Here is a 22760-nt window from a genome sequence, read left to right as displayed (position 1 = left end):
TCGAACTCCATTTATAAAAAGGTACAGTTACGTTTTCGCCAAACTAAAAACCCATATTGAGAGGGTTTATCCGCTCTGATTTTCCCAGCCTCCCAAGCAAGGGTGCTGTATCCTGTTGGATAACAGTGTTTTCCATCGGCTACTTGATTAACCAACTCATAGCGGTATCGTGATTTTGGGGTGACTGGGTAATATTGCTCTTTACAAATGGCCCCGGACTCAGGACTTGAATCAGATAGAAGAAACTCTCGATGCATCTTATAATTCATGCGCTCAGTCAGCAGTAATGCGGTTTGTACAGGAGATATCGGAGCATTCACATGTCCTGTTAATGGATAATGTGTTCCTTGACTTCCTGCACACCAAAACAGCTTATCCATGGGCATTTTGCGCACTGTAGACGATAAACTGTCAGCAGCACAGGCAGCTTGCGTAATGGGATTACCAAACAAGATGGATTCAGGACTTAATACAAAACTCATTTCCGAATCCATCCATGTTGGATCAAGCTCGGTTAAATAAGCGATGTCAAAACCCCCTCCTTGCAAACACCCCACCGAGGTAGTTAAATTTAACCAATAAATTAAAGGGTACTTGTACCAATGCACATGAAAAAACGCATGTTGCTGCCCCATTCCGACAACATGCCTGCCCCCTTGAGCCGACTTAAGACCGATATTGAGCTTGGTTCCTCCTAAATTAACCAAGCAATAAGGCGTATCCGTGACATCCGTTAATGCCATGGGCTCCCAATACCCAATATTTAGCCCTACCCTCATCCCGATGTTCGTTGGACACATGCCTACAGGTAATTTGGCATTGTCAGTATCTTCTAAAGAGGAGTGAACAATTTTGGTATTTCCAATCGAAAGCGGAAACAAACAGCGCCAACACACATCTTTAATGGGATTTACAAAATGTCCCTTACATGGAGCACTGGATATTTGGAAAGAGAACAACATCCCCAAAACAATCAAAACACCCTTAATTCTCATCACCGCTCTCCTTGATTGCGACCTCATTAATAACCAAATGATGATTCAATCGGCTCACTCGCGCGGGAACACCAGCAATATGTAACTTTCGAGTGATGCGGCCCTCTTGATCAAAAAAAATCGGCGCATTTAACGTTCTTTCGGCCTGTGAAATGGCCCCACCCGTGAGAATGAATTTGGCGTTAATACACCCTAATGCTTTTTTCTTGGCCCAACGAATTTGAGCCTCATCATCTGCATTAAAAAATAACCAACACGGTTGATAGGAGGGAAGCTTCTCTAATGCATTGATTCGCGTCCCTTTGGAATACAGCATCCTTCCAGTACTGTCTTTAATATCCTGTGTCAGGGTCAGCTCAGGTGTGTACTCATGACGACGTGAATACCTCACACGGGTTAAACTCAATGGCTTGGGACGATTTGCATGTTCTGCAGCCGTTTGTAGCCATTGTTGATTGAGTTTCTCAATTGCTCCTTGAGTGCTTAACTGAGTTAAGCGTTCATAAATGAGTTTAAGGAAACTCTTCTCTTTGATTGGAAATACCGCACCCGCAACACCTAATGAGTGCGCATTGAGTGCAGAACACTCAAGAAAGAGAAGCCCTACTAAAAGAATCCGTCTCACACCGAGCTCCTCATCGCCGTGCTCAACATCAGCATGAGTTCAGAAGTCACATCCACACCACCACCTAAAACACGGTGCTTTTCAATCACAAGAACATGATGTTTGGTTGCGTACTCATTAATGACTTTGGGTAATATCCTTTTCAATTTTTTAGATGCATTAGCGATTTGTGCCTCGGTGGCCTGATGCAATGCCAATTGACGAATTAGTTGAGCCTGGACTTGGTCCGTATCAAAAAGCACCACTTGGGGTCGACTGCTCCATATCCCTCCAACACCTAGAGCCAGAGCAAACAACCCAATGCCTAAACCATACTTCCATGTTATGCGCATAGTTCGGCTCCATAATATTTATAGGCGACTTCCTTAATTGCTCCCGCCATTGGAACACCCTGATTTAGCAGTGCTTCAATATCACTGTACTCCTCCCCTGAGGTAGAAAACAAAATGCGCGAAAACGGATCGCAAAAATAACGATGAAAACTACTTACTGAACCAAATTGCAGCATGACATCAGAATATCCTTGTACTTTTGCTTCGCCAAACGAGTCTATTAACGTGGATTCCAAAGAGGAGAAATAATCAGGGTTTTTAGTAAGGAAGCGTTTAAAATCACCTTGTCGCATGATGATCTTAGTATCTGCACTGGCTGCAATGGCAGCTCCTTGAACAGTCCTGACTGTGTCTTTAAGAAATTGAGTAATGACGGAGAACCCCCCCATATGTTTCCGCGCAGTTCGAAATCCTTGTTCAATAAAGGCGGCACAAATTGGGTTCGTTCCATTAGCCAAAAATCGCCATGCTTCGTCAATAATGCAACGCTTTTGGCGTTTTCTATCGGAACTATAAAATTGCCCTTGAATAATGACTATCATGACAAACATCACAATGCTCATTAATTCTGGATCACGTTGTAAATCTCCTAACTCCAAAACGACAAAATTAGATCCATTAAGCAAGGGGGTATCACTATTAAAAATATGGCCATAAATTCCATTGCTTCCGTATTTGTCCAATAAAATAAGCAAATCTTTCAGGCGTTGATCGTTTTTTGAATCTGGATGTTCCAACAAATGACGAAGTGCATTTAACACATCATCCATTCGTGTCTTACGTCCATGTTGTTCCCAACTTTTCAATACCGCGGTTAATAACCAGGCACGCTCAACTTCACTAATAGGCTCATGAGGATTAGCCATGATCGCTAATAAATCACGGATTTGGGTGTAATCATTGACCGTTTCATCTTCAAGTTCGGTAACACCATCAAAGTCAAATAAAGTAAATGGATTTAATGTGAGTGTTTTCGCATTAATATAGGTTCCACCAACCAAGTCACATAAGTGTTTGTAGGATCCCCCTAAATCAATGACATAAATTTGCTGCCCCCGTGATAAGCCATCCAAAATTTGGGCCTGTTCAAAAAACGACTTACCTGAACCCGTGCTTGCAACAGTTAATCGATTGTAGTTCGTTATAGGCAAAGCCCTGTCATCAAATATGTCTAAATAAAAGAGTTGATTACGTATAGTAGGCAATAACAAGCCTTGATTTGACCCCTTAAAGTCAGCCACAACAGGGGCTAAATTGGCCGCATTGTAGTGACTTAATAGTTTCGTTTTCCCTAGGAGCTCCATAGGTGAAAAAAGCCCCTCCGTTAACATAAAAGGGAGGCTTGCTAAAAATCGCAACCATTGGATGCAGGGGCTTCTAATTAGGGTAAAGTCTAAGCTTCGATAACATGAAATGGCTTTTGCGACATGTTGACGCTCGTCTTTTTCATCCGTAAATAAAATTAAATTATAAAACGTGGGCATTAAATGCAGATCACCTTTGGAGGCCTGCGCATGAACAAATCCCCACTCGTTTGCCTCATCGCTTATCCCTGGATTAATAAACGATTGCACCCTATTGTTATTCGCATCAGCAGAACTAGCACGACTTTTAGCGCGCGCTTTCATTTTTTCCTGACTGGTCCCACGAATGGTGAACGACAATAAAAAGGGGCAGGGTATGCCTTGTTCTTGTCTTAACACATTGGCAAATAAATCAGGAGTTTGCCATAACGGAAAGGAATTTTTGGGATAAGAAACCACTTCACAACTGACGATCCGTGATTTATGAAGCACGCCCTCATCATCAGACACCGAAACGTTGACTGCATTAGCTCCTCCTTTATATACCGTAGAAGGTCGAGGGATTGTGTCACTTAATCTATCCGAAGAATCATGTACTTCAGGCCAGGAGAACTCATTAAAATTTGGAGAAACGACTGCACGTAAAAACACTTGAAAATCCTGAGCATCACAGCGAGAGAAACAAAAACTCGCTACTTTAAGTTCGGACTCAAAATCATGACGTAATTGGACCAACTCATGTTCTACACCAGGACTTTTTTTCCGCGAAATAAAAATCATACATTGATAATCCGCGAGGGCCGCAGGAATATTTCGATTGTTTTTATATCCGTTGTGTATGGCATTCAGATGATATTTAATGCTCATTCGTGCAAGTTCTGCATAAATACCTCCACGTTCAAGAATTGGCCCAAAGTTATTTTGGAGTGAACCGGCCAACCAAGGATGCTTGTACATCATGAAAGTGCAATCGGTTCCATAGGTCAACTTATTTTTAAACATGGAAGCCAATGAATTTATCAAGGTTTCGTCTGCGCCCGGCATAGGCAATAACATGAGTCCAAACCCAATTGAGTTGCGATTAACAAAAAATCCATTCTCATCGACTGACTCGTAGGGGAGTAGTTTTGAAAACGAAGGCAAATCAAGATTTAATGATTCGTTCGCATGATAAATGTCCGCCAAAGAGTCGGGCTTAACTCCCTCCGTTTCGCCTAAAGCGTGACTCAGGCGATGAAAGGTAGCACGCGCCTTATCCCTTAACTTCATGATTTTTAGCTCCATGATTTCCCCTTAACTGATTTTGAAACCCATAATGAACTTCCGTTGCTCTTTTGAACGACACGCCCAGACCCAACTTGACTGTGATGCTTAAATTTCGTGGAGTATGCTTTTTTTCGAACATAAGGCACGAGCTCATCTGCAAAACGCGTCATGTCATCAACCTGCTCAATGGTCAAACAACTGTCTGTTGCCGTGGCTTTACATGCGGTATTGGTACTTATTGAGCTGCATCCAACACAACCTAAACCCATCAGAAATAGTAAACTGGACCTAATTACGTTCATTGACGTTCTCCTGCACCCATGCGACTTGCCGCATTAACCTCATCGATTCGTCCTAAAACTTGGGGAGGAACCGTGAAGTTCATTTCGTTGTTTTGATTTGAATGCTCCTCTTGCACCACTTCTTGTGCTAATTCTCGTGCTTCATGAACTTGTTTTTTGGCATATTCTTGTTTGTCTTCATCAGGCTCTAAATAGAAACCATCTTTAAAGACAACCGTCACTTCATTACCTGCTCCAATAGGGATAATGGGATGGTATTGTTCTGCACGTTTGATGTAGTATTGTGCCAACATATCGCCTGACTTGGATGCGCCTCCGTATGCTGCATAAGGCACAATATTTCCCGAAGGAATAATGGATGTTGCCCCAATAGGACTAATGTTTTGCATACTTTGCGCATATTGTGCCGCAGAGGTGACTCCTGAAATGATTCCGCTTAAACCGGCCCATTTCATGACCTTGCCATCCTTCATGACCGGAGTGCCTTTAATCCCTACTTTTCCTTTATAAAAAACCCATCCAGTAACCCGTTTGTCAATGATTGGCTGTCCAGGATATGCACACGATAAATTATAAAGAGAAGGAATAGCACGCTCGCTGGAAATATCTCCGTAAGTAAAACTACTGACACGACATCCATGTAGCCGCGCACGTTGACCATTGGGTAATCGTGCATCTTCGATAAACTTAAATATCATGGCTCCATTTTCTTTCGCCTGACCATTAACCGAAGAGTCAGCATCCGCACCGCCTAAAATAACCGCCTTTACGGATGTATTTGAGGGAACATAGTGCTTGGGATTAAGGTAATTTTTATAATGATTACTGTGTCGCTTAGGCTTAGGACGAAATGACACCACATGAATCTTAGGTACTGCATCCGAGTGAACTGCCTCACCCAGCTGATTCAATGAATTCATGGCATAACTATTCGCACTGTGCCAAAACCCGGAATTTTTTGCCTGATTTAATTCGCTCGGTAATTGCGACTCAGCCTCTGGGCGTTCTGCAGATTCCTGTTTCGCCGTAGCAAGTGATGCTAATTGAGCACTTAATTCGTCTTTTTGTGTTTTTAATTCAAACTGATGTTCCTCATTCATTTTTTTTATGTTGCGTGTTAACTCACTTAGTTGTTTTTTAAGTAATTCCACTTCGGTTTGTTGAGCTGTTAACGCATTTTGAGCCACCTCTTCGGTAAATGATTCTTCAATAATACCGGTCAGATCGGCGGATTCTTGGGCTTGAGGTTTCTTCTTTGCATGCCCACCCGCCATCAACGCAAATACAACGAAAAATCCCATAATCAAACTGCCACCAATTAGAAGAAGACGGCGGATTTGGACTTTTTTAACTAATTTATTCAGTTGCCAGTTAGCCATGCCCGACCCCTTGAATACGATAAAGTGTTGCTGTTTCACCAGGCGCAATTGTTGATTTGGAAAATTTCACAGCCAAAGTGCCGTCTTTTACAAACCAATCTTGCGCCAACTGCAGCGGATGCTTTCCTCCATTTCGAAGCGTGATTGCTTCTCCCAAAAGCTCTTTTCCTTCCCACGTTTCATTTATTTGCAAGGTAAGACCACGATTCCACCGTTCCACCCGTCCAAAATGACGCTTCACGGCAACATCAGTAAACGGTTTATGCTGTTCCATATGAGACAGCAATGAAGTAATTGCTTGTGGCACCTCTTCCTCAAGCACTTTTTCAGGCTTTTTCACCGGAGATTCTTTAGCAAGAACAGGGACGGGTTCCTTAGGAATTAGTTCAATGGTTTTTCCTAAAGAATCCTCAGTGTTCACTGTAAGCGAATAGTGGCGGCCTAGTTTTGTGGTAATAAATAAAGTGACCGGAGCCCTTACAGGGAGCACATACACACTATGGTCCCCTTTGTCTTGTTGAATACCTAACGCGCCGGGTGGGAATGCAAAATCCCAGATTTCATCATCTTTAATGAGAATTCTATTGTAGTTATTTGCACTCAAAGACAAGCTAATCTCCCCGTTATTAGCAACCGGAACTGCTGTCTGCGCAAAGCTATTCATAGAGAATAAAATAAGCGCAATCTTTAGTTTTTTAACCATTTTTGTTTTCCTTTTCTACTGCAAATTGGACTATTGATAAGCGACCTTGAGCATATCGAAATGCTAATTTGTAGACCTTGGCTTCTTCGCTTATTTGTTTAATTCCCACATACCGCGCCAAACGTCCCTTTACCTTGACCGTAAGGGTTTGAGGTGATGGAAAAATATGGGTAATGTAGAAATTTGACGATATTTTTTGCGCTTTAATTATTTTCGATTCGGCATTCAACGTCTTAACGAAATCAGCGTAATGTTTTGGATTAACAAATGCTAAAAGCTGCTCATGATTTGAATGCACGGTTTCTGGTGTCACATTAAGGCGGGCATAAACAAAATTCTTAGTCATAAGACTTAAATAATTCTCATCGACATGTTGAGCACTCTTAATGTATCCAGGACTACCATAAAATGGGGTTATTTCAATACTGTGTCGATTCCACCCCATATAGACCAGAAAGGACAAAACCACATTAGCAATGAGTAACCCAAAGACCAGACACACCATTAAGTTAAATCGTGCAGACAGCTGACTCAGTTTATTTTGATACACTCGATAATCCATATTAATCTCCTTAAGCAACCCATACGCGGTAATACGACTTTGGTAATCTAGGCAGGAAAAACTGTGTTATGGCATGGGGTAAATACCAATATGCCAAAACAAGCAGGGCCTTAGGCCCCTGTCCTTTTTTGATTGCTCGTAGCCCACTAACAAGACTAAAACCTAGAATGCTCACCAATATTCGTTGACTTAAAAAAGCAAAAAGCAACAGACTAATACCGGCCACAACCAGCTCATCTAGGGTCAATGTGAGGTATCGCTTAGGTGCATCAATATGATTCAAAAACGGATGGTGCATTGGATTCATCGCATGCCCCTTTAGTGAAACACAAAAATTTTAAGGAGCGCTCCTGGGATAAACGCGATAAAGAACACACCAAAAAATACTTTGGGGTTTCTCGCGGCAACCGCAAGCGCTGTAGCAGCAATAATGTCGATTAAGATAAAGATCCCCCAAAACTTCGCATCACTGGAGAATGTATCTTTTACATCCCCTTCCAATGCATTAACCAATAGGTCTTTAGCAAAAAGACTATGTGACATGATGAACATAAGAACCATAAGCGCCCCTTTGTTCATAAAATTAAGCAATGATTTACCCGCGTTCATGTTTCGTTCCTTATTCATTTACTGATGCACGAAAAATTGATTCCAATTCAAACCCTAGATTGGTTACTTTCTCTATGTAAGGCTTCATCATCGAGGAAAAATAGCTGCAGTCCTCGTAACGCGAACGGACACGCTCCAAAGTTCGATTCACAAAGCCAAGGTTTTCTAGTGCGGACTGTATTTTGTTCGCGTTAATATACGTAGCTGTTTGCTGCATCATGACTCCTGAATAACCCACATCAATGGAACAATGCTCTTTTGTGTTGGCATTGGCTAATTGACTTAAACTAGCCCCTAGATATTTGCATTCGCTAGCCAATTCATCTTTATCTACAGATGCTGAAAATACAGCACCTGACAACACGACTGAACTTAAAAACAGAGCTGCTTTTTTGTATAAATTTTGTTTCATTTTCCTTCGCCTCCTTTTTTTAGGTAAAAAAATCCCATCAACCACAATATCTGGTCTTTTTTAGTTCATTTATGTCTTTTTAAGGACGGACGGAAATGTCCGTGGTGTTAAAAAATTCCTGAAATTGTTTTAACCAATCCTTGCTCTAATACCGGACGCGCTTGCGCAAATGATAGATTCATTTTATTGGCATTAGACACCACTCGTGTTCGATAGCGTTGATAATCACTGTGTTTATACGAGGTTTGATGGGTGCTGGATGCCGTTCCATTTTCCAGTGCGGAATTAAAGCGCTCCTTTACGGTGACTCCTTTTCCTACACGTTCTGAAATTTGAACGTCAGTAATGACCGTGTAATTGACCTCTTTAATCAGGGAATCCGCGGCTAATCCCACTACACCTCCTACAATCCCTCCTGCAAGCATGGTTTTAGAATTGCCAAATGCGCCTAAGGCCGCTCCAGTTCCAGCACCTGCCAGTGCGGAACCATAACCCCCACCCAGTGCATTTTGCGAGGCAGACCGACTCATTTTACCTACCTTGAGAATATTGGCCTGAATCAGGTAATGCGCCTGATTAGGATTGGTTACCACACGATATCCATTAGCGGTTAGGGATTGAGTTAATGGTTTACCCAATTCAAAATCCTCATCGGAGGTATTTTTAACTGCAACAAAGATGGTTTTTTGTGCTGGTGATACGGGGTCGAGAAAAATAGTTTTACTCAACTTGGTGTTTACTTCTAAATTACGGTGCTCCAAAGCAGTTTGCGTGGCCGCACAGCTGGTTAATAAGACAATTGCCCCGACACATGCGCTGAGGTTCATTACTTTAAAACCGTGAACTATGTACTGTTTCATTACTACGTTCCTTATGATTTATTTCCAATGATTAATGAGCAAGCTCACGATGTGCGTTTTTTTTAAATTTCACCTCTAATTGGTTGATGATGGATTCATCAATCGACAAGGTCTGTGCTGCATTGGCTTGATGTTTTTCAAGCTGAATGCGGTTGTAAATCTCATCTCGATGAATAGGGATTTCTTTCGAAGCCTGGCATCCTAAGCGCACCTGATTCCCTTTGATTCCTAAAATGGTTACATTAATTTCGTTATCCCCGATGATTACTGCTTCACCTATTCGTCTCGTAAAAATCAACATCGTATTCTCCTTTATTAATGGTGTGTTTCGTTCGTTAGAACCGCTTCAAGTTCATGCACTAAGGTGTGCACTTCATCTAAAGAGGGTTTTACCTTTTCTCTAGTGATTCATTACACGAGCAGGCTCTTCTTGCTCTACTTCAGGTACGGGCTCTGCTAAATAATGGGTATCAACCACATCAATGCACTGATTTTTGGCGGTGACCACGCCTGGCTCTTTAAAAAATGAGTAGGCAGAAATGAGCCCAGTCCCGAGGCCTAATGTTGTACTTAAGGCCGCAACGCTCAGAGCGGGTACTTCATAAGCCATCAGGGAGGCCATATAAAGAAGTGGCGTTTGCCATAGACCCGATAACATACCAATGCCGACCCCCAGCGCACCACCAACGGCCAGTGTGGCGCAAGCAATCGCAATCGCACAAAGACCAAGCACGATGTAGTAGGAGGTGTTATATTGTGAATCCAGGATGGTTCGGCATCTTAAATCAAACACTTCCACGGCATTAATTGAATCCTCTGGGTCCTGCATCAAGCTTTCAATAAATTGAGTCGCTGCTGAATACAGGTTAATTTGAACCAAGTGGTCCAGTTGCTTCATCTCGAGTTCGAGTTGCTGAAACGCCTCATAAATATCTTTACGCTCATGCGCGGTGTTCAAGGCTTTTCTAAATTTTTTGTGACAATACATCAGAGCAGCGCTCATTGTTTTTCCTTTGTTGTTAGTGAATCGTTGTATTTGGACGTAGATTTAAAGCCAGGGCTGAACAGGCATCGGCTGTTTTTTCAAATGCCGCCCAAACATCGGGTCTTAAGGTGTCGTCATATGCCAATAAGAGTTTGTTGGCACATTGTTGCAACATGGTTAGTAACTCTTCTGTTACGTTGGTCATCTTCTTACACTCCTATGCGTTGTTTGATTTGGTTTAAATGCATTCTTGCCACTTCTGGATTTCTGGTTTTTCTAACGCGTTGCGTCATCGTGCTTTTTGGAATTTCATGGCCTTGTTTCACCAGGTCGCTCACCTGATCATAAAGTGGTTTAAATACGGTATAAGCCACACTTTCTTGCTCAATTAAGAAAAAATCCTCCGGCAATCGTTGTGCGATAAACGCCGTTATTGGATGGCTCCAGTTACATGTTTCTTTGTAGGCGCTGTTCTTGATTTCCAAGTAAGCCTCAGAAGCTTTAGGCAATTTTAAATCGTCATAAAATGCCAAGCACAATGCTTTAAATTGCAGGCAATTAGGTGGGTATTCCGCAAATTTCCCATTACCCGCCAAATTGTTTAATCGCTGCATTCCGCTCTCCAGTGCTTTAGGAGTTAATCCCTTTAGTGCTTCAAACCATGTTCCATTGTCTTGGATTCCAAATTTAGTAAGAAACAATGGTCCGTAAATCTTGGTTAATTCCATCCATAGCCATGAGATGTGATTCGTCGTAGTCAAATTCAATGACTTCGGGGCTTGGAGGCAGATCGCTTTCTGATGGGGCGCGGGCGTTTGGATTGTGTTTTCTGACTGTTTCCAGGGCTTCCTCAATAGAGTGGATTTTATGGGGTGTACGCTCATTGTTACTGCTCCTTGTAATAGGGTTGGGTGGCGTTGTTGCTCTCATTGCTTCACGTTCTGCATGACGTGCAAGAAAGCTTAAATAAACAGGGTTGAAGTCAGCAAAGGTACTACCCCAGGCTGTATTTTTGTCTATGAATTCTTGGATAATGTGGGTATCTGTTGCGTTGTGATGTCCTGAGGCAATTGCTTTTGCAATTGTTTCTTGACTTGGATAAAAATCTTGCGATACGGTTTTTGGGGTGTTTTTATTTCCAAGCGTTTTTGCATCGCTTTTGATATTGTTGTTATTAATATAATTATTATTTATTAGCGTCGGATTTTCCGGCGACGGATTTCCAGGGCGCGGTGTTTTTTGTTCATTTTTTACCGAAGACGGCTTTTCAGTCTCTGGTGCGTAATGTTGGTTTTTCGGTACAGGAACTTCAAAAACAAGATATTCAATCCCACCAAAACGGCCGCTTGTATTATCTCGGGTGGTCGATTTTTGAATGTAACCGACTTGTTCTAACTCGCAAAGAAAACCACGAACTGCATCTCTACCGTTCTTCGCTCTTTCTTTTAAATCAGATACTTGTACTTTCCAATCATCTGGTAAAGATATCAAATAAGCATGCAATCCTTTTGCGCCCCATGACAAGGAGGCATCATTCAAACAAGTCTTATCGAGAATGACGAAATTTTGTTGTTTTTTATGGATTCGTAGTACGGTCATGATGCGCTTCCATTTTCTGCTTTATTAAATAATTTACTGAAAATTTTAGGCATCTCAGGAAAGAAGAATTTGAGCGATTGGCCTTCTGAAATCACTTTAAAGTAGTCATTGAATTCTCTCTCAATGGTGATACTGGCGTTTCTTACAATTTGTTTTTGAGGAGCGCCTGACTCTATTCTTCCAGGGGTTTTACTGACTTTTAATAATGCTGAAATATCACTATAAGTAATATTCGTCACTATTCCTGTTAATGGATCAGCAAGTGTCATTAATGATTTTATTAATAAAGTGTGCGCATACTGCAATCCCTTAAATCTGCGCTCAATATTTATTCTTGCTTTTCTATAAACTCCAAAAAAACTCACATCAAATTCCTTTTTTAAAAGTAGGATAAAATCCTACCAATTAATGGTTAAAATGTCAACTCAATTTTAACCATTGAGGTATTAAATTGATTGAATTATTAGCCTCTAATTACAAGATCATAATATTTGAAATGCTTACGAGGTAGCTTTTGCGGTGCTTTTTTAACTCTATTGGTATAATATGCTATTAATAAAACCACTAACGTAGTCATTTATATATATGAAAAATTCGTTGCTTGACTCCCCATCCAGTGCAGAAGCACGCGGAAAAAGAATAAGATTTGTCCGTGACCATCTTCTATCTCTTACCAGAAATGAATTTTGTGAAGACAGTGATATTACATCAGCAGCTATAAAAGGATGGGAGTTGGGATGGGGAGGAGGATTAACCCAGCAAGGAGCTGAAAAAATTGCAAAACGTGCTAAGCAACTTAATGTATATTGTTCTGATTCATGGTTAATGCATGGAATAGGACGGGAGGCTATTCACCTAACAAAAGATTTGGATATCCAGGAGAAGGATGAAAATCATATTGCTAAAGAATTACTTCTTTTCAGTGAGCTTCATAACTCCGTAAGCGCTATAGTTAAGGATGATGGAATGGCGCCCCTTTTATTTCCTGGCAACTATGTTGCTGGGATAATATACAATAAAATAGAAAATGCTATAGGAAAAGAATGTATTATTATTGACGATAATAATGACATATATATCAGAATTCTAAGACATGGAGAACATCAAAATGCATTTAATCTTGTGTGCCTTAACCCTAACCCTAGCCTTGTAAAAAAAGAAATAAAAAATATAGTTGTTCGAGTTGCAGCCCCTATCATTTGGATTCGCAGAGTTTTTTTAGAAAATGATTCCTAATATAAATTTCAGTTAAGATATTGTATCATTCGATGATCCTACATAATCAGCTACTTATCTAATTCTAAACGCATGTAATGAAGCCTATCACTTATAATTTTACTCTTTAAAGACTTTGCATAAAATTCGAGAGCCTCCGTATTCTCTGCAAGCACAAAAAACTCGATACGTCCACAGTGTTCTTGTTTCGCAATTTCTTTGATTTTATCGGTTAATAAGGTTGCGCCTCCCATGCGGCGATATGGTTTTTTGACAAAAAGATCATTAATATAAAGATTGGGCAACGTATTCGCGGTAAAATTGCGGTGATCAATGGAGAAATTTGCAAAGCCTGCAGGGTGATTATCCATCAAAAGAATTAAAAAAATAGCCAGTGGCTTTTCACCAAAAATGATTTTTTTAAAGTCGTCTTTTGAATACTTGAAGCGATGAAGAACTCCTTGTTCATCTAAATCCTCTCGCAAGGAATCATAAATAAAATTATAATCATGTATGGTGGCAATGCGGACTTCTTTATGCATAAAAAAACCTTTTTTTGAATGGTACGATTCTATTTAACTTAAAAATATCCAAGTTTAATTTACCAAAATTCATGGTAACATAGCATCTCATCGATCAATTTTAAATCAAATTTTCAATGCCTTTGTATTTTAAACGGATTAATTATATAACTTATGGTTTTATATTTTCCTTCATTTTCTGGTTGGGATTATTCTTTTTACAAATATCACAACGAGTATCCTCCGAGAAAATCAGTAATTTTTCAGCTCAAGTAGAGTTTGTAATACACTTTTTTACATTAATAGCAATTTTCTCTCTATATTTCAAAACAAATGTTGAGGATCGAGGGATCTTAAAATGGTTCGTACTGGCCAATGTGAGCTTATTTTGGAATGATTTGACTTTTTACTTAACTGTTTATTTTTCCAACAATCACATTTTATCTGCTTCCTTTTTACCATTTGCCGTGGGGTACATCCCTTATCTTTTTTGGATTTCTTCTCTCATTATTTTTTTGTCGAAAATATTAATTCAGGATATTTTTAATCTATCGCACTTTTTCAAATCATTGCCATTTTTCATTCTCATTAATTTTTTGATTATTTTTTTGTTTTTTTCATCCGTAAATTATGCATTTCATTACCTATCTTGGGAAGGAGTTTCACATGTATTAAGTTTTATGAATGAGTTCATTATTTTTGATTTCGCCATCTTATGTTTAATCTATTCAGAAAACATAGGTATATCAATTTCCTTATATGGGTTTATTACCCTGATATCAGGAGATTGTTTTGTTAATTATTCCTTTCTGTCACAAACCAGCAGTTTGTTGATTTATGGTGAGTTATTATGGCTATTAGGCTTGATTTTTATTTTATTCGGTACGGTTACTATTCTCTCTAACAAAAATTATGTTATTACAAACTGGTTTAGTCGAACCAATACTATTAAAAATGAATTGGCTTTTTGGTCTTTTGGAACTTCCATTTTAAGCTTCTTGTTGTTCTTTACGATCGCTTATTTCTTTTCTGCCATTAATAAACAACTTCTTCTAGGCTTACCTCTTTTTGTCATGATGTATTCCGTGATAGTGGTGATTTCCTCTATTATTATGGGTAAACGTTTTGAAGCGCCTTTTAAAAAACTCACTGATAATGTCGAAGCCTTGCTAGCGCAAAATCGAAAAAACGATATTGACGATAATTTTACTACCCAAGAATTTATTTTCTTGCAAAGATTCATTGTCGATGCATTTGAAATCAAAGAACAAAAGGAACGCGTTCAACAAGCCATGATTAACTTAACAACACAGGTAGCCCATGATATTAGGTCACCATTAGCGGCAATAAATACCGTAGTTTCTGATGTAGCATCAATTCCAGAAAATAAACGAATTATGATTCGAAATGCTGCTAAAAGAATCAATGATATTGCTAATAACCTACTCTTACAGACAAAAGATAATTTTTCTGACCTTCATGATTGCAATACAGATAACAACAGCTTTCCAGAATTATTGTTTGTAGTTTTAGATAATATCGTTTCAGAAAAACGATATGAATATTATAAGTCCAATGTTAGCATTGTTTTAAAAGGATCGGACTGTTCATATAATTGTTTTTCCAATATTAACCTCGGCTCTTTTAAACGAGTCTTGTCTAATCTTATCAATAATAGTATTGAGGCAGTTAATTCTCAGGGTTCGGTTGTCATCTCCTTAACATGCAATGATACTGCTGTTGAAATTATTATTGAAGACAATGGCTGTGGTATTCCACCTGATATTTTACCTAAAATTACCGAACAAGGATTTAGCTTCAATAAAAAAAACGGTGCTGGTTTTGGTTTATCGTATGCTAAACAATATTTAGAGTTAATTGATGGTAAAATGCATATTCATTCGGAAAAAAATATTGGTACAAAAATTATAATCAGCTTAAATAGATGTCTTCCTCCTAGCTGGTTCTGTGATTCATTGAATATTCAAAAGGGCTTTAAAATTGTAGTATTAGATGACGATCTATCTATCCATGAAGCATGGGATCAAAGATTTTCTCATATTTCTTTCGTTAAAATAATCCATTTTTATAATGTTTCCGAATTATTACAATATGAATTTGAGCTTTGTAAACAGGTATTATATTTAGTTGATTATGAGCTACTTGGTGATGCTAAAAATGGTCTAGACGTTATAGAAGAACTTAAATTAAATGACAATGCTATTTTAGTTACGAGCAGTTTTGAAGATATTACTATACGAACTCGCTGTGAAAATATTGGTGTTAAAATAATACCCAAATCTTATGTTCCTTATATTGAAATAAATCTGCTGCCAAGCATTGAGAATCAAAGCAGTATGGTTTTTATTGATAACGACGAAATGATGCGTACAACTTGGGCTTTTGCGGCCAATAACTCAGCTAAAAATATCGCACTATATTCCTCGCTAGACGAATTCCTTAGTGTAATTAATGATTATGGCAAAGATACCATTATTTATATTGACTCCGATCTTGGTAATAATATTAAAGGTGAAATCGAGTCAAAAAAACTTTTTGAACTTGGGTTTACAGAAATTTATCTTGCTACAGGTTATTCCCCCAGAGAGTTTGGTGAGATACCATGGATAAAAGCTATTGTTGGCAAATCGCCACCTTTTTAAATAAGAGATCATTATGAACCTTGAAGATAAAAAAAATTTGATTCATGAAGTTACTAATTCATTTGTTATTATACGTAGTATTAGCAAGTCAGCTTTTAATTTTGTTGATAAAAGCTTTGACAGTAGTATAACTGAAAGTCAAATTGACTTATTTAAAAAAGCAATGACCTCACTTCAAAAAGAAATATCGAAAATAGAAGTTATATTCCAGGAAAGACTAAGTAAACTATAGTATTTACTTTATATATGAGGCTACTTTATCCCAATCAATTGATTTGGTTAAATTTCCCTTTACTATACTAAAACTATAGTCATCATTTAGTTTTTTTGATTTAAAAATATATTTTTTCCAATTTGTAATCTCTTCTTTATATTCATTTTCTGAAAATAAAAATAATAGTGTTTCCTTATTTTCTATTCCTATAATAAGTTCATCAGGAAAGCCATAATCCCTTAGTAAATCCACTTGGCTTTTAATTTTTTTCTGATCAGACATAAGTAGCCAAATGGGATTTCCTTCTTTTGTTAAGAACAAAACACTACCTACTCGATCCACTAAATAATATTCAACAGCATGGTTTTGTTTTGCAACTCTTTCAAATAAATCCTTATATGTTTTACTTTTTAGCAAGACTTTTAAAGATTCACTGTAATTATCGAATGTATTTTTTGAAAAATTAATAAAAAATTTATTCCTTAGCTCATTAATATATGTTTTCAATTGTTCTAATAAATTAGGATGAGTCTTCAAAATAAATTTATCTATAATCCCCTCATTAAATGCATTAATAGCAATATCTTTATCAGCTTCGGCTGTAACTAAAATTTTGAATATTGATTTATCCCCAAATTGTTTACAAAATTCAACTCCATTCAGGGAGGGCATTGAGTAATCAACAATTAAAACAGCCACATGATCAAATCTGGTTGGATCGTATAGCATATTAATCATGTTGCTGGTTGTTGTTACCGAGTTAGTACTAAGGTCCAAATTGCTATTTTCTTCTTCCATAGTTGTAAGTTGGGGTTCTTTTGTATTACTATTTTTTATAAACTCCATCGCTCCCTCTGGGGTTGTAAACATAAATATATTATCTTGTTCATGGAATCCTAAAGCCATAGCATCAAGAAAAGCTTGATTATCATCAAGAAATATAATTTTGGTGGGATGATAGAAACTTGTTATAGTAGCATTAAATAAATTCATTTTTTTTCCATAATGTTTAACCGCTTAAATGACTGCGAATCCTTTTGTCTCAGGATTTTTTGAGAACGAATCAATTTGTAACTTCTCAGTATTTTTAAATCTATTAATAATTATTGTAATTTATATATCCATAGTGGACTTTTTATTTGAATAATAACTGCTTTATATATTATCACAACAAGTAAATTCCACAAAAAAATGCTATTTTCAGCAACTTGGAATTGTGAACATTACCTTCTCTATATCTTTTTTTGGTATAAATTAATACGGGAAATCCACTGGTTTTAGTAAGACTCTAAAGGCTAGGCCTTCATATTTAGCAACGATGATGTCAAAATATGGTAGCGTCATATAGTGCCCCCATTTAAACCGGTCCACCTAGTTTTAAATTAACGACTAGGAATAGGACTAGGAATATGACTATAACGACATCATTAGAATGTAATGAAATAATCCATTCAAGTAGTAATCGACGTCGTTGGACTCCCTAGAAAAACAAAATAGTCCATGAGACCTACCATTCAAGGGCGACGGTATCTTACGTTGCCCGAAAACATGGAATACTACCTAGCCAATTATTTTACTGGCGTAAATTAATGGAGACCAGTGCATTGACTGGAGTAAAGGCTGATAAATCTGTTGTACCCCAAAGCGGGGTGAATGAACTCAAAAGGCGAATTAAGCAATTAAAACAAATGTTAGGCAAAAATCGATAGAGAACGAAAAATTAAGTGAAGCGGTAAAGCTAGGCCGGGAAAAAACCTGTTCTCGCTGCAAGCAACCTTGCTTGGAATAAGCGATTTCGAATAAGAGCTATATCCCGTGCTCTAGAAGTATCTCGTTCAAATCTAACAGAAAGGCTTAAAAAAATTGAACCACGAAGGACTTATTACGTTAAAATCGAGGACAATGAACTGCTCCCTTATAATCGCGAAATCACGGACAAACGCAGCAGCTATGGCTATCGAAGAGTCACTGTTTTACTTAACCATTGACTGCATTAAAAGTGAATCACAAACGGGTATATCGCATTATAAAGCTCAATAATTTATTGCTTTTGGCTCCTAAGAAAAAGCCAACACGATCTCACGAGGGTAAGGTGTTTACTTTAAAAGTAATACGCGCTGGGGCTCTGACTACTTTATCATTCAGTGTGCTAATGGAGAAAGAGTTCATGTTGCCTTTGCTATGGATACCTGTGACCGGGAGGTTATTAGTTACATTTCATCAACTATCGGCATAGATGGTAGAACGATTACACTTGCTACTTGAAGTATAGAATATCGTTTTGTCAAATAGACGTATTAGCAAAGCCAATACATTGGCTTAGTGACAATGGATCTTGTTCTACAGCGCGAAACAGCAGCATTTGCTCGGAAACTTGGCTTTGATGTGAGAGCCACGCCTGCTTATAGCCCTGAACGTAATGGAATGGCTGAAGCATTCGTAAAACGTTTAAGAGAGATTATGTCGCATTTAGCGATCCATTAGATGCGCTCATAAAGGTTAAATATGATGACACCAAGATAATTTATCAAAAGAGCTTTAGCGGGCTAAGTGGGCCGGTTTTAAGGTGCAACTCCACGATACGCTTGGATCTGTCAATTAAATCGCTCACTTCCTGCAAATGTCCCACCTTTAAAATTAATAATACATATATAGTTAATCAATTAATTCGATATAGTCCTCCATAGAAATAATAGTTCCTATTTCATTTTGTTTATTTTCTTTTATAAACCTATGGAAATCTGACTTGGTTGCAGGATGCTCTAAACCATATTTTTTATACATACATTTAAAAATAGTATTTTGATTTTCCTTTATAAAAAGCTCAAATTCGCGAATCAAATCGTTACTTTGCTCTTGCGTCAAATTCATAAGATAATTATTTATCTTTTTATTAACGTATTGCTTATAACGATCTTCTTGTTTTTCAATCTTATCATTTATTTCTTTTTCTTTAGCCTCTGAGATTTTACGGCGTTCATTTATTATCACTTTACTTGATTTACTTGGCTTGTAATCTTTTTTCAATGCTTCCATTAAGTACCCAGCTAGCCCTCTAATTTTTCCTGAAGAAAAACTTTCTGATTGAGTAATCATTTCTACTTTTTCTCTGATATATTCAGTATCATAATTTTCATATGTCTCATCAACCATTTGAGATGAAAACCCAAATGTATTTATAAGAACTGGTTTTAACTTATCATCAACTGCTAATTCGCTTAGTGCTATAGGCGATTCATTAATATTTGTTTCCAGTTTAAATCGAATTCTTGTTACCCTCTGGTTAATTCGTTCTATATCAGGATAAATACGAATGGGCGATACAGAATTAACTTCATTAACTCCTACATCAACAACTCTTTTTTTAAAGTCCTTAAATACAACATATTTCCCATCAAAAACCCCCATCAACTTCCTAAAAATATCAATGGGAAACCATGGTGTTTGTTTAAGCCCTTTGTATCGAATACAGTTTTCGTAAAGCGCTAATCCATAACCAGATTTAAATTTTGACATTAATTCAACATTAATCTGACCATAAATCTCAGGTTGATACATAAGATCTTTCATTACTTGGCTGTATTCATAAATACAAACTCCATTAGACAGCTCTGCAGATGCTAATATTGAGCTGGCCTTCCATTTTTTTTCTTGCCCTGTTGAGCAATCTATAACATTCCATTCTATAGCAATTGTTATTAATCCAATTAATGCCTCTTTGAGTTTTGCTGTATCGTTGCTATTGTACCCAATTAGTTGATATAGATCTTTTCCCCTTATTTCGAACTGTTGCTTGTGAGGTAGATCTGGATATGCATTGTATAATAGTGCGTTAAACAACTTTCGTTGAACCAACGATAGACTATTAGAACAATGTATCGCGTTAATATGTTTTTTGAGTTCTAGACTCTTCTTATTAGTGTTCACGCTTCTCATGTATCTCTCCATACTTAACAATCCGGATATCCGGATTATCCTTCAATCCGGATATCCGGATTGCTCAAGAATTTTTTCTAAATAATGTGAAACGTGTTCACACATATCTTCCACGTTAACAATACTAGCAATTTCTTTATTAAGGACAATAGAAGGAAGTCCACGTCGATCAGCCTTAAATATAAATAACTTTTTTCCTCTTAACGAAGTATATGATTTAGAGCTGCTTGATGTTTGGGTCAGTATATTTTGCTCAAATATTTTTTCTAACTTAGCTTGAGAGGTGATTGTCTTACCTAGCTGGTTAGCTATAGAAAGCATCTTGTTATAATTGTCTTTAGATTTATTAAGTAATTGAACAATCTTAACAGCTAGTTGTTTTGAGAGACCATGTATATCAGGGATAGTATTTACTATATCTTCGGGAATTTTTGAATAAGCCATTAGATCGTTAAACGATGAATAAGATATTCTTAATCTTTCTGCCAAATCCTTTTCCGTTTTAAATACATTATCTAATAATAATCGCTTATAAAGTATCGCATTAGAATAGTTACTAACATTATTTCGTAATTTATTCTCAGCATCTTGAGATGCAATCGCATCTTGAACATTAGGTATGTTTTTTTTAATTACAAGAAAAGGAATCCCCAGGCGGGTACAAGCAATATGACGTCTACGACCGAAGATCACTTCATATTTTATTTTTCCATGAGGTTCAGGATGATTTCTCACTAAAGCGGGTTGTAATTGTTTATTTGATTTAATTGATTCAATTAATCCATCAATATCACCAAGCTCACTTTCATGACGATTGGCATATTTCCAAGGCTCACATTCATCTGGATTAACATAAATTAACTCTTGTTCAGCAAATTCAATACCGGATTGCGTTTTGAAATAAGAAGGGGTTTTCGGAGTTGCTTGTTTTAAAGCAAGACCTTCTTCGTCAGCCTCTATTTTTTTTACTTGACCGCTCTTCATTAGCATACCTAAAGGACCAGAATTATGAACATTACGTTTACTGTTATCCATTTTATTCTCCACTTACAAAGGATGCATGAGATTGTTTATCCCAAATGTCTTTAAAATTATTAATGATTTCAAGATTTACATCATCCAAGTGTTGCAAAGCACGGCGGTAAGCTTCTCGGCTACCACGTGGTTTTGCAACATCATAGATAGTACCAATCTCATTAGCTGCTTTTGCTACTTCAACTGTTTCGCACATATGGTTTGTAAGAATATATCGGCCAAATTGCTCGCGCATCATATTCTCCATTTGTAATGCTTCATTACTTCCACTGTGTTTAGAAATAAGTATTCGAAGATATTCCAATTTTTTTTGAGGTAACTCTTTGAACATATTACGTAATGTAGCTGTATACATAATAAAGCTCGAATAATCATTCATACTTGGAGGAATAGGGATAATGATTCCATCACATGCAATAATTGCATTAAGTGTGAGTAAACCAAGGTTGGGACCACAATCAACTAAAATCACATCATAATCATTTTTAATAATTTTTAATGCTTCTGATAACCGTATGAACGGAGAACCTAAGCGTTCATGATTATTTTCTTTTTCATTAGGTAATATAAGATCACAGTCCTGTATGGCTAAATTGGCGGGAATAATATCAAGTCCATCAAAATGTGTTTTTAGTATTACGTTTTTAACGTTATTAGGATTTGAAATTAACACATTGGTTATTGTATCTTCATAACGTAATTCTAAATCGGGAATTAATCCTGAGCTAATTAAAGTTGCTGTTCCTTGTGCATCGAAATCCAAGAGTAATACTTTTAAGCCTTCTATTGCTATTTTTTTCCCTAAATCAACAGTAGTTTCAGTTTTGCCAACACCGCCTTTTAAGTTAGAAACAGCTATAGTTAAACACTTCGTGCCTTTGGGTCTTATATATCTAGTTCCGGCTTTGTCTCTAAGAGCATTGATAGCAGCCAAAGTATATTTTTTAGTTTTTCGTCCATTTTCTGAATCTTCTATAACGACGCCTGGTATTTCTTCGCTTGATTCTAATAATTTTCTGAAAGTAGGATCTGATACCTTAACCATTTTTGCCGCTTCAATAGCACCCCAAGTTCTTGGTTTTTTTCTTTTCTCCGGGCTAACAACAAAATTTCGCAATGTTAGTAGCATTTCGTTGCCTGCTTGATAAAATTTATCCATTAACTGCTCTGGATTATCTGTACCATAAGTTATGATTTGAGGGGCAAGCATGATTTTCCTTTCATTAAAATTACTTAATTTCAT

General features: G+C 37.5%; 27 protein-coding genes and 1 pseudogene. 5 read left to right on the top strand and 23 right to left on the bottom strand.

What is annotated here, in order from left to right; translation table 11 throughout:
• Nucleotides 1–11: 11 nt before the first annotated feature.
• The 18 genes and pseudogenes from traU to J2N86_RS15495 form a co-directional block, all read right to left on the bottom strand.
• A complete protein-coding gene (gene traU, locus J2N86_RS15580; RefSeq protein WP_407659015.1) occupies nt 12–962 on the bottom strand; it encodes a conjugal transfer pilus assembly protein TraU in 951 nt (316 codons plus the stop codon).
• Nucleotides 963–984: 22 nt separating this feature from the next.
• Nucleotides 985–1620, bottom strand: coding sequence for a type-F conjugative transfer system protein TraW (traW, locus tag J2N86_RS15575; protein WP_058532920.1), 636 nt, complete (start codon nt 1618–1620; stop codon nt 985–987).
• Entirely contained in the window at nt 1617–1952 is a 336-nt protein-coding gene (locus J2N86_RS15570) for a TrbI F-type domain-containing protein (RefSeq protein ID WP_252582814.1), read from the bottom strand. Before J2N86_RS15570 ends, traW begins: the two co-directional genes overlap by 4 nt.
• Nucleotides 1943–4540: a type IV secretion system protein TraC gene (gene traC, locus J2N86_RS15565; RefSeq protein ID WP_252582813.1), complete on the bottom strand. Its 2598-nt coding sequence runs from the start codon at nt 4538–4540 to the stop codon at nt 1943–1945. The genes J2N86_RS15570 and traC overlap by 10 nt, the downstream gene beginning before the upstream one ends.
• Nucleotides 4531–4824, bottom strand: a complete 294-nt coding sequence (locus J2N86_RS15560) for a conjugal transfer protein (RefSeq protein ID WP_252582812.1) — start codon at nt 4822–4824, stop codon at nt 4531–4533. The genes traC and J2N86_RS15560 overlap by 10 nt, the downstream gene beginning before the upstream one ends.
• The gene (locus J2N86_RS15555) at nt 4821–6203 is read right to left on the bottom strand and encodes a TrbI/VirB10 family protein (protein WP_058532924.1); all 1383 of its coding nucleotides are present in this window, start codon (nt 6201–6203) and stop codon (nt 4821–4823) included. Before J2N86_RS15555 ends, J2N86_RS15560 begins: the two co-directional genes overlap by 4 nt.
• Nucleotides 6196–6906 carry a type-F conjugative transfer system secretin TraK gene (gene traK / locus J2N86_RS15550; protein ID WP_252582811.1) on the bottom strand — a complete coding sequence of 237 codons (711 nt, stop codon included), beginning with the start codon at nt 6904–6906 and terminating at the stop codon, nt 6196–6198. Before traK ends, J2N86_RS15555 begins: the two co-directional genes overlap by 8 nt.
• On the bottom strand, nt 6899–7468 hold the full coding sequence (gene traE, locus J2N86_RS15545; RefSeq protein ID WP_252582810.1) for a type IV conjugative transfer system protein TraE: 570 nt from the start codon (nt 7466–7468) through the stop codon (nt 6899–6901). Before traE ends, traK begins: the two co-directional genes overlap by 8 nt.
• Nucleotides 7469–7478: 10 nt before the next feature.
• Complete coding sequence (gene traL, locus J2N86_RS15540; protein WP_252582809.1) at nt 7479–7775, bottom strand: type IV conjugative transfer system protein TraL; 297 nt, start codon at nt 7773–7775, stop codon at nt 7479–7481.
• 11 nt (nt 7776–7786) lie between these two features.
• Complete coding sequence (locus J2N86_RS15535) at nt 7787–8077, bottom strand: hypothetical protein (protein ID WP_252582808.1); 291 nt, start codon at nt 8075–8077, stop codon at nt 7787–7789.
• Between the two features lie 10 nt (nt 8078–8087).
• A complete protein-coding gene (locus J2N86_RS15530; RefSeq protein ID WP_252582807.1) occupies nt 8088–8489 on the bottom strand; it encodes a hypothetical protein in 402 nt (133 codons plus the stop codon).
• 107 nt (nt 8490–8596) lie between these two features.
• On the bottom strand, nt 8597–9349 hold the full coding sequence (locus J2N86_RS15525; RefSeq protein WP_252582806.1) for a complement resistance protein TraT: 753 nt from the start codon (nt 9347–9349) through the stop codon (nt 8597–8599).
• A 121-nt stretch (nt 9350–9470) separates the two neighbouring features.
• Nucleotides 9471–9650 (bottom strand): annotated as a pseudogene (gene csrA / locus J2N86_RS15520) (carbon storage regulator CsrA); the annotation flags it as partial.
• Between the two features lie 99 nt (nt 9651–9749).
• On the bottom strand, nt 9750–10352 hold the full coding sequence (locus J2N86_RS15515) for a hypothetical protein (RefSeq protein ID WP_252582805.1): 603 nt from the start codon (nt 10350–10352) through the stop codon (nt 9750–9752).
• 16 nt (nt 10353–10368) lie between these two features.
• Nucleotides 10369–10539 carry a hypothetical protein gene (locus tag J2N86_RS15510; protein WP_252582804.1) on the bottom strand — a complete coding sequence of 57 codons (171 nt, stop codon included), beginning with the start codon at nt 10537–10539 and terminating at the stop codon, nt 10369–10371.
• Nucleotides 10540–10543: 4 nt separating this feature from the next.
• Complete coding sequence (locus tag J2N86_RS15505) at nt 10544–10948, bottom strand: hypothetical protein (protein ID WP_252582803.1); 405 nt, start codon at nt 10946–10948, stop codon at nt 10544–10546.
• Nucleotides 10949–11021: 73 nt separating this feature from the next.
• Entirely contained in the window at nt 11022–11933 is a 912-nt protein-coding gene (locus J2N86_RS15500; RefSeq protein ID WP_252582802.1) for a hypothetical protein, read from the bottom strand.
• Entirely contained in the window at nt 11930–12298 is a 369-nt protein-coding gene (locus tag J2N86_RS15495) for a hypothetical protein (protein WP_252582801.1), read from the bottom strand. The genes J2N86_RS15500 and J2N86_RS15495 overlap by 4 nt, the downstream gene beginning before the upstream one ends.
• Nucleotides 12299–12518: 220 nt before the next feature.
• On the opposite strand from J2N86_RS15495, the gene J2N86_RS15490 reads away from it, so the two are divergent.
• Complete coding sequence (locus J2N86_RS15490) at nt 12519–13169, top strand: hypothetical protein (RefSeq protein WP_252582800.1); 651 nt, start codon at nt 12519–12521, stop codon at nt 13167–13169.
• Between the two features lie 50 nt (nt 13170–13219).
• Here J2N86_RS15490 and J2N86_RS15485 read toward each other — a convergent pair whose 3' ends face one another.
• On the bottom strand, nt 13220–13690 hold the full coding sequence (locus J2N86_RS15485) for a GNAT family N-acetyltransferase (protein ID WP_252582799.1): 471 nt from the start codon (nt 13688–13690) through the stop codon (nt 13220–13222).
• Nucleotides 13691–14349: 659 nt separating this feature from the next.
• On the opposite strand from J2N86_RS15485, the gene J2N86_RS15480 reads away from it, so the two are divergent.
• Both J2N86_RS15480 and J2N86_RS15475 read left to right on the top strand, forming a co-directional pair.
• Complete coding sequence (locus J2N86_RS15480; RefSeq protein WP_252582798.1) at nt 14350–16332, top strand: sensor histidine kinase; 1983 nt, start codon at nt 14350–14352, stop codon at nt 16330–16332.
• A gap of 13 nt (nt 16333–16345) precedes the next feature.
• Complete coding sequence (locus J2N86_RS15475) at nt 16346–16564, top strand: hypothetical protein (RefSeq protein ID WP_252582797.1); 219 nt, start codon at nt 16346–16348, stop codon at nt 16562–16564.
• A 3-nt stretch (nt 16565–16567) separates the two neighbouring features.
• Here J2N86_RS15475 and J2N86_RS15470 read toward each other — a convergent pair whose 3' ends face one another.
• Entirely contained in the window at nt 16568–17539 is a 972-nt protein-coding gene (locus J2N86_RS15470; RefSeq protein WP_252582796.1) for a response regulator, read from the bottom strand.
• Nucleotides 17540–18039: 500 nt separating this feature from the next.
• Between J2N86_RS15470 and J2N86_RS16325 the strand changes: the two genes are divergently transcribed.
• Nucleotides 18040–18255 (top strand): transposase, encoded by a 216-nt coding sequence (locus J2N86_RS16325; protein ID WP_407659014.1) that lies wholly within the window; start codon nt 18040–18042, stop codon nt 18253–18255.
• Nucleotides 18256–18874: 619 nt separating this feature from the next.
• Nucleotides 18875–19030, top strand: coding sequence for a hypothetical protein (locus J2N86_RS15465; RefSeq protein WP_252582795.1), 156 nt, complete (start codon nt 18875–18877; stop codon nt 19028–19030).
• Between the two features lie 171 nt (nt 19031–19201).
• On the opposite strand, the gene J2N86_RS15460 is transcribed toward J2N86_RS15465, so the two are convergent.
• The 3 genes from J2N86_RS15460 to J2N86_RS15450 are packed head-to-tail and all read right to left on the bottom strand — an operon-like array spanning nt 19202 to nt 22727.
• Complete coding sequence (locus J2N86_RS15460; RefSeq protein WP_252582794.1) at nt 19202–20482, bottom strand: replication initiation protein; 1281 nt, start codon at nt 20480–20482, stop codon at nt 19202–19204.
• A 42-nt stretch (nt 20483–20524) separates the two neighbouring features.
• Nucleotides 20525–21517: a ParB/RepB/Spo0J family partition protein gene (locus tag J2N86_RS15455; RefSeq protein WP_252582793.1), complete on the bottom strand. Its 993-nt coding sequence runs from the start codon at nt 21515–21517 to the stop codon at nt 20525–20527.
• Nucleotide 21518: 1 nt separating this feature from the next.
• Nucleotides 21519–22727, bottom strand: a complete 1209-nt coding sequence (locus J2N86_RS15450) for a ParA family protein (RefSeq protein ID WP_252582835.1) — start codon at nt 22725–22727, stop codon at nt 21519–21521.
• Nucleotides 22728–22760: the final 33 nt, after the last annotated feature.

The sequence above is a fragment of the Legionella lytica genome (assembly GCF_023921225.1).
GTDB lineage: Bacteria > Pseudomonadota > Gammaproteobacteria > Legionellales > Legionellaceae > Legionella > Legionella lytica.
Note: the sequence above shows the minus strand (reverse complement) of the source record. Positions and strands in the feature narration are given on the sequence as shown.